Annotated in this window: 9 protein-coding genes; 7 read left to right on the top strand and 2 right to left on the bottom strand. The window is 30.5% G+C overall.

Annotated features, from left to right (window positions below):
• On the bottom strand, window positions 1–230 hold a 230-nt coding region (locus tag ABIN61_08860; protein MEO0294311.1), incomplete at its 3' end, for an acylphosphatase.
• A 223-nt stretch (window positions 231–453) separates the two neighbouring features.
• Between ABIN61_08860 and ABIN61_08855 the strand changes: the two genes are divergently transcribed.
• The 7 genes from ABIN61_08855 to ABIN61_08825 all read left to right on the top strand — a co-directional run bounded on the left by ABIN61_08855 (window position 454) and on the right by ABIN61_08825 (window position 7449).
• Window positions 454–639: a hypothetical protein gene (locus tag ABIN61_08855; protein MEO0294310.1), complete on the top strand. Its 186-nt coding sequence runs from the start codon at window positions 454–456 to the stop codon at window positions 637–639.
• Complete coding sequence (locus ABIN61_08850) at window positions 636–1568, top strand: sigma 54-interacting transcriptional regulator (GenBank protein ID MEO0294309.1); 933 nt, start codon at window positions 636–638, stop codon at window positions 1566–1568. Before ABIN61_08855 ends, ABIN61_08850 begins: the two co-directional genes overlap by 4 nt.
• 679 nt (window positions 1569–2247) lie before the next feature.
• Window positions 2248–3261, top strand: a complete 1014-nt coding sequence (locus ABIN61_08845) for a hypothetical protein (protein ID MEO0294308.1) — start codon at window positions 2248–2250, stop codon at window positions 3259–3261.
• On the top strand, window positions 3225–4787 hold the full coding sequence (locus ABIN61_08840; GenBank protein ID MEO0294307.1) for a radical SAM peptide maturase: 1563 nt from the start codon (window positions 3225–3227) through the stop codon (window positions 4785–4787). The genes ABIN61_08845 and ABIN61_08840 overlap by 37 nt, the downstream gene beginning before the upstream one ends.
• 3 nt (window positions 4788–4790) lie before the next feature.
• Window positions 4791–6062, top strand: a complete 1272-nt coding sequence (locus ABIN61_08835; GenBank protein ID MEO0294306.1) for a TIGR04150 pseudo-rSAM protein — start codon at window positions 4791–4793, stop codon at window positions 6060–6062.
• A gap of 66 nt (window positions 6063–6128) precedes the next feature.
• On the top strand, window positions 6129–6821 hold the full coding sequence (locus tag ABIN61_08830; protein MEO0294305.1) for an ABC transporter ATP-binding protein: 693 nt from the start codon (window positions 6129–6131) through the stop codon (window positions 6819–6821).
• Window positions 6814–7449 (top strand): hypothetical protein, encoded by a 636-nt coding sequence (locus tag ABIN61_08825; protein MEO0294304.1) that lies wholly within the window; start codon window positions 6814–6816, stop codon window positions 7447–7449. The genes ABIN61_08830 and ABIN61_08825 overlap by 8 nt, the downstream gene beginning before the upstream one ends.
• Window positions 7450–7598: 149 nt before the next feature.
• On the opposite strand, the gene ABIN61_08820 is transcribed toward ABIN61_08825, so the two are convergent.
• The coding region (locus ABIN61_08820; protein MEO0294303.1) for a transposase at window positions 7599–7924 on the bottom strand (326 nt) is incomplete at its 5' end.

Genomic DNA, 7924 nt, shown 5'->3' with positions numbered 1-7924 from the left:
GATTCTTCAACAATAATATCATCAATTACCGCAGGGGCGGGTTTTTCTTTCATAAGAGAGATTAAAAATTTTTCAATATTCGCAGATTCTCCCTCAATATGGATAATTACCGATGAGGATGAGTTGAGAACCCAACCCTTCAATCTGTATTTTTCAGCAATCCTGAAAACAAAGGGGCGAAATCCAACTCCCTGGACTATCCCTCTAATTTTTATCCTTTTAGCTTCCATAATTTATTTTATCAAATAAAAAAATATATTAAAAAGCATTCTGAATGATAAGATTATCAGGGAGTTTGAGAAATTGCTAATAGATTTTCCCATAATGCAATGCATCTATTTCCAACATAAAATTAGCCATGCATTTTCTTTCTTGACAAAAAATTTTTAAATTTAATAAAATAAAGAATAAATTTAAATAAAAAGGCAGAAAAAATGGAGCTAAAAGGAGGGGATGATGGATTTGAAGGAGAAAATTAAAAGATTAATTCTTTTTGAGGAGGGGATTTTAGAGCCATCTTCAGAATTTGAAAAGGTCTGCATTGATTTTACTCATTATCTTAGAAGAGAGAGTCAAGATTTTTATTTCATGTGGGAGGATGAGTGGCTGAAGGAGAATTTTGAAAAAATAAAAAAATAGCAGAATCAGAGGAGCCAGCTCTTATCTTAGGTGAGTCAGGCTCTGGGAAGGAGATTATATCAAGATTTATTCATTGTTTGAGCAAAAGAAGAGAAAAACCCTTTTATCCAATGAACTGCTCATCTGAGCATGAAAAGGACATTCTTTACTCCAAGCTATTTGGACATGAAAAGGGAGCATACACTGGAGCGATTGAAAAAAGGAGAGGGCTACTGAAGTCAGCTGATGGAGGGACAGTATTCTTGGATGAAATTCAATCGTCATCAGAGAATTTCCAGTGTTCTCTTTTAAGATTTCTTGATTTCCGAGAGATTCAACCCCTTGGCTCAGACAGAATTGAAAGAGCGGATGTTCGAATAATCTCAGCAAGCTCTCTTTCACTGGAAGAGCTAAAGAATTCTCTTTATCTACCATTATTTTACAGAATAGAAGGTCTTGAGCTTACAATCCTACCTTTGAGGGAGAGGGAGGATAAAGAAGCATACATTTATTATTTTCTTCTCAAGGAATGTAAGAGACTTGGCATGGAGAAGGAGATAAGCGAGCCAGCAATGGAAGCACTGAAGAGATACCCATGGCCAGGGAATCTTAGGGAGATGAGGAAAGTGATACACAGTGCAGTTCTTCTTTCAAAAGGGAAAACAATAGAGATAGAAGACCTTCCAGAGAAGATGAAGAACGAGGAGAAAGAACAATCCATTCCTCTGGAATTGACTCCCTTTCTATCAAAGAAGGGCTTATCTATGGATTCTATTCTTTCCTTCAACAAAAAAGAGCAAATGGATGATCCAACTCTAAACAATGCAATAAGAACACACATTCAGAAGGTATTATCCCTTACAAAAGGAAATAAAAGCAAAGCGGCAAAAATTCTGGGGATTCCCCTTACAACACTGATTAGCAAAATGAAAAGGTTAGGAATAGAGTAATTTACGATATATCGTAATAATTACGATATTTCGTAAGTAGTATAAATTGCCTATGAATGAGCAAATCAGCCAATTTAGCCATCCAAATTACGAAATATCGTAAGTTAGCAAGAACACCAAAATCCCAAAACCCTCTCCAGAAGCCAATCTTAATTCTGGCATATTTCTTGATATAAGTATTATATAAGATGTAATTGGAAGAAAAGGAGGTGAGAATATAAGTTAAGATTAATATTTTGTATGGGCAAATGGGAAAAGGTTTTATAGAAATGCCTGATGACAGGCAAAACAAATTTAAGGAGGTTAAGAGATGGCTAACTTAAAATTAACTTACTTGGAATCCCAAATGACAGAATACCCATCTGAATCTGTAGTCCCTATGGCTGTGAGTAATTGTACTGAAGCGTGTGGCGGTAATGAAATAATTTACTTTTCTGAGAATATACACTCGGAGTGTCAGTGTGGGAGCATTTTTACTGTATTTGGATTAGCCTGGGGATAAGGCACACAGAATAGGTGCTTAACGAGTCAGACTCGGGACAGATTTTATCCCGAGTCTGACTTTTCTCTGTGTGGATAGCAAAACGAAAGGCTCAAAGAGAGAAGGTTTTTTTATAGGAGAGTTTACCTTGAACAATTTAAATAAATTAATTAAAATGATTCGAGAAAGGAGATAAATATGAGAAGGTTTATTTTAGTTAGTTTGGGAATCATTTTCTTGTCTTTTATTTTAGTTGGAAAGGTCGTTCAAATTCCAGAACTTATCAATCCCGATTTCATTATTGTAAATAAAAACAAAATATTTATTGTTGAAGAAACTTCTATTTACATTTATTCATTAGAGGATTTTAAACTTTTAAAAAAATTTGGGGAAAAGGGGGAGGGACCAGGAGAATTCTTAACTGCTCCGGGTTTTAAAATTAAGCCTTTTGTTCAGAATGACTATCTTTTTATCAATAGCTTATCAAAAGTTTCCATATTTACAGAGGATGGGAGGTTATTAAAAGAGATAAGGAAACCAAGAAGAGAATCAGAATATCAACCCTGTGGAGAAATATTTGCTGGAACTTCCGTTTTGATGGAAAATGGTGTGCAGTATCTTACAATAGATTTATATGATAAAAATCTTAATAAAAAGAAAGAAATTTTCAGGCAAAGGACTCCCTTTCAACCTCAGGATTTACATAAAGGATTCAATCCACTGAATCAAGAGTCTATTAAATTTTACAGTAAATATAATAAAATCTTTGTCAGTGACGAAAATGGGATCATTCATGTTTTTGAATCAACTGGAAGAGAAGTCTTTTCTATTAAACATGATTATGGGAAGCTCAGAGTATCTGATATTCATAAAGAAGAAGTTTACAATTTTTACAAGGAACATCCAGGAACTAAAGTAATGTTTGAATATCTTAAAAGTAAAATGAGATTTCCTGAATATTTCCCGATTATCAGAGACTATCAAATTGCAGATAATAAGATTTATGTTCTTCCATATGCTGAGAAGAAAGGAAAAAAATTCTTTTATTTATTTGACATGCAAGGAAACTTCTTAGAAACAATTGCCACAGAGATTAAAGAAAAAAATATCCTAGAGTTATTTCCATACTCCATAAAAGATAATAAGTTATATCAATTAATTGAGAGAGGAGAGAAATGGGAGTTACATGTGAGCTCGCTAAAAGGAAAATAATGTTAATAAAAACCCAAAAAGAGAATTTCTATTTGTTAGCTCCGGGCATTCCCCAGGTTTTACTTCTACATCCTATATTAGCATATTTAATAAAATTGTATGAAAGTGGGGTAGATCTAAAGAATTGGATAAATAGTTTTAAAAGTAATTATATAAATTTTGAAGGTAAAAAGATAAAGGTAGAGAAAGATACAATTCGATATTATTATGAATATTTTATGTTCTTAAAAGAACACAACTATTTCAATTCTAAAAAAACAGTCGAATTGGAAAAAGTAAGACATTATCGTGCAGAAAATATAAAATTTTATCTTGCTAATACAGACCATATTAGTTTTGAAGTCACAGATAGTTGTAATATGAAGTGTGTATATTGTGGATATGGAGAATTATATAACGGATATGATAAAAGAAGAGGGAAAAAACTTAGTATTAAAATAGGTAAAAATGTTATTGATTATATAATGGCCTTAAAAAAGGAGTATTTTCCTTTCATAAAAACTCATAGAAAAATCGCAGTTTCTTTTTATGGCGGAGAACCATTGCTGAATTTTTCTTTTATTAAAGAAATGGTAGATTATGTAAAAGGAATAAAATTGCCTACTTTGAGTTTCATTTTTTCAATTACCACAAACGGGACTCTTTTAGATAAGTATATGGATTTTCTCGTTGATAATAACTTCTTATTGTTAATCAGCTTGGATGGGAATAAAGAAAACAATGAATATCGGATTTTCCCCGACCATACTCCAAGTTATGAAATAGTTTATAATAATGCTTTAAGATTAAAAAATAGGTATCCAGAATATTTTGAAAAATTTGTTAACTTTATATCTGTAATACATAATAAAAATTCTCCTTATCAAGTTTTAAAGTATTTCAAAGAAACATTTAATAAAAGACCAATAGTTCTGGGATTATCAGGTGTAGGTATCAAACCAGAGAAAAGAAAAGATTATGAAAAAATAAAGAGGAAAACCATAGATACAGAAATCAAAGAAATACCTATCTATTATAAAGATATTAAATTATCAGAGATGCCCAAACTTAAAGGAATAGAGGCTTTTATCAAAGCGTATAGTGGTTGTGTTTATGATAACATTAATTCATTTTTATATAATAAAGATAATATCAATTATATAACAACTGGAACCTGTAATCCTTTTGAAAAGAAAGTATTTATCACTGTAAATGGGAAAATATTCCCTTGCGAAAGGATTATGCACAAATATTATTGTGGTAGAATAGAAAAGGAAAAAATTAATTTGGATTTTCAGGAAATAGCTGACAAATATAATAAATACTATAAGAAAATGGCTAAATTATGTAACAACTGTTATAATAATGAACTTTGTGGTCAATGCATTTTTCAATTAAATTTAGAAGAAAAGAGAGTAAGATGTGATAATTTCCTTAATTATAACGATTTCTTAGAAAAATCTTCTTTTGTAATATCTCTGTTAGAAGAAATGCCCAAATTATATAAAAGAATTATGCGAAACATTGAGATTGAGAGCGAGATTTAAATTATGAAAGAATTCAATAAATCTTATTGGCTTTATTTAAATCCATTTGTTTATGTCGCAGTTAAAAATAATCAGGCAATCTTATATAACACTTTGAGCCACAAGTTGCTTGAATATAAAGACAAAGAGATAATTAGAATAATCAAAAAACTGATTTCAGAAAGGAACTTGTATGTTGCAAGATTATATGGAAAAGAGATTACAGATAATATTTGTGAATTTATAGAGGAAATTAAAAAATATTTTATGGGTGGTTTAATAAACACCACTTTTAGCTTGGGTAAACCGATTCAATTAACACCCGTGCTTAGCTTACAGAAGTCAATTGAAGGATTAACATTTGGAGTCAAAAATGACAAAATCTTGAGAAAGGATTCTCTAAAAGATTATATAGACACAATTTATCTATACATTAATAATCAATGTAATCAATCATGTGAATTTTGTAAAAGTTATTACAAACAATTTCCTTTTTGTTTTAAAACAAATAAAAAGCACGAAGTAAATATTGAAGAAATAAATTTTCTTCTAAATGAACTGAAAGGGAGCAAATTATATAAACTTAATATTCTTGGGGGGAATATCCTTTTATATTCTAGATTTAGTGAATTAATTGACCTATTAAATCGAAATACATTAAAAAAGGAGTATTTTATTCATTATTTGAATTTAATATTTGAAAAAGATCTTTATATGATGGATAACCAATATTCATCATTAAGTATTCTATTTAATTTCCCCTTAAAAGAGAGCCTTTTTGAAGGAATCTTAAATTTTTTAAATCACTTAAATAAAAACTTTTGTTTCAAATTTATTGTTGAAACGGAAAAAAACATTGAAGATGCTGAAAATTTGATTTCTAAATATAAGATAAAAAGCTTTGCTTTCTTTCCATTTTTTAATGGTAGGAATATAAATTTTTTCAGAAGAAATGTATTCATTGATAAAAAAGCAATATTAGAAAGTTCTTCGTCCATGAAGGATATTTTTATTAGAAAAACATTGAACAAATTCACGTTTAGAAAATTGATTATATTAAGCGACAAAAAAATTTATGGAAATATCAACAATCCCAGTATTGGAAAATTTGGTCAAGATAATATAATTGACATAATAGCGAAGGAGTTGAATAAAGGAAGTTCTTGGAAGAAGGTTAGAAAAAATGTATGGCCATGTAAAATGTGTGTTTTTTATTCATTATGTCCTTCTATATCAAATTATGAATATGTTATTGGCAAATGGAATTTATGCAATATATATGCAAATGAAACTTAATGGAGATAAAAAAATGCGGAGAAAAAATATCTACATAAAAGGGAAGACAGTGTTAGAGAGGTATCAATGCTTTCTGTGAAAAATATTTTCAAAAGTTACGGAAAGGTAAGGGCTTTGAATGGATTCTCCTTTGAAGCTTCCAGTGGGGAAGTAATAGGGATTATAGGGCCAAATGGTGCAGGGAAAACCACTCTTTTTAGAATAATTGTAGGGCTTTTAAAAGATTATAGTGGAATCGTACGTATTTTTAATCAAATTCCTTCTTTCAAAATCTTTGAGTTTATTTCTTATCTTCCTGAGGAGCCGAAATTTAGAGAGGAATTTACAGTGGATGATTTATTCAGGGTTCATTCCTTGCTTTATAAGTTGAAGAAAGAGGAGGTGAAGAATGTAAAATCGGAGCTAATTGAATTGTTTGATTTGGGGCTTTATCTAAAAAGACCTCTTTCCTCCCTTTCTAAAGGGACTAAAAGAAGAGCCTATTTCATGGCATCTCTTGCAAATATAAATAAGTCTCACCTTCTTATTCTTGATGAGCCCTTTGATGGAATAGACCCTGAAACCAGGGTTAGAATTAGAGATTATTTGAAAAGCCAAAAAAATAAAATTATCATTTTTTCCTCCCACACTCTTTTTGATGTAGAAAAAATTGCAACTCGTGTTATCTTTATCAAAAATGGAGAAAATTATAAAGAGCTTAAAGAAATAAAGACAGCAACTCTCGAAGATGAATTTATGAAAATGGTAAAAGATGAATAAAGGAGTTTTTTATTATATTTTATTGAACAGAATAAGAGATAAATCTTTTCTTCTTTTTTATATAGTTGGTGCTATTCTTTACTTTATTACATTTTATTTTTCTATGCCATTTAATGAAGATTCTTTTAAGTTTTTCAGATATGGAACAGCTCCCCTTTTCTCAATTTATTTTAGTATAATCTCAGGTATAAATGGATTAGGAAAGGATGGAGGTAGAGGGTATTTTGAAATACTTCTAACTAAGCCAATAAGAACTGTTGAGTTGCTTATTGGCTATTATGTTATTTACATAATTTCTTCAATGCTATTCCTTATAGTAGTAATTTTGCCCACCGTTTTTTATTATGCGTATGATTTGCATTCTCAATTCAGTGGTTTAATTATTTCTTGTATAGTAGAAATTTTGTTTTATTCTTCTTTTACTATTTTCTTTTCTATTATTAACAGAGATAATATGTATATTGCTTCAATGATTATTTTAATTATATCTCCGATGGCTCGTTACATTAATAAAAAATTAGAAATCATACAAAAAATCCTCTTTCCACATGCTGAGTGGAGAAAATTAGTTATCGTAGTTGTTATTCTTATATTATCGTTATTTTTTATAAGACGAAAGAGGTTGTAGAGAGGAGTTCAAATCAAAATGCGTAGAGCAATGATATATTTAAGAGAAAATAAAGAAGCTCAAAAAGAAAATTTTAAACTCTTTTATACCTTAGTTTCTAAACATTGGAAAGAAGGGAGAGCTCTTGTCAAGAGGTGTGTAAATTTTGTTCATGCGGTGGCTCTCCTTTCTTTTTCTAACATAACCATTCTCTCTCCATTCACAAATATCGCTCCTTCATAGACTTCTTCCAAAAGATGCGGAGCACTAATTCTCCTAAACCTCTTCTCAGCTACCATCAAAACCTTCCATATTAACGCTACCGCATTCCCTACATTCTTCATCCTCCTCGCTACATTAGTCCTTAACCTCACAGAGAAAAATGGTGATTCAATAACATTTGTTGTCCTTATGTGCCTCCAATGCTCCTTCGGAAATTCATAAAAGGTCACCATCCTCTCCCAGTCCCTCCTCAATGCCTCACAGGCTGAAGGAT

This window comes from candidate division WOR-3 bacterium, from assembly GCA_039804165.1.
Lineage (GTDB): Bacteria > Hydrothermota > UBA3072 > UBA3072 > UBA3072 > JAFGHJ01.
Note: the sequence above shows the minus strand (reverse complement) of the source record. Positions and strands in the feature narration are given on the sequence as shown.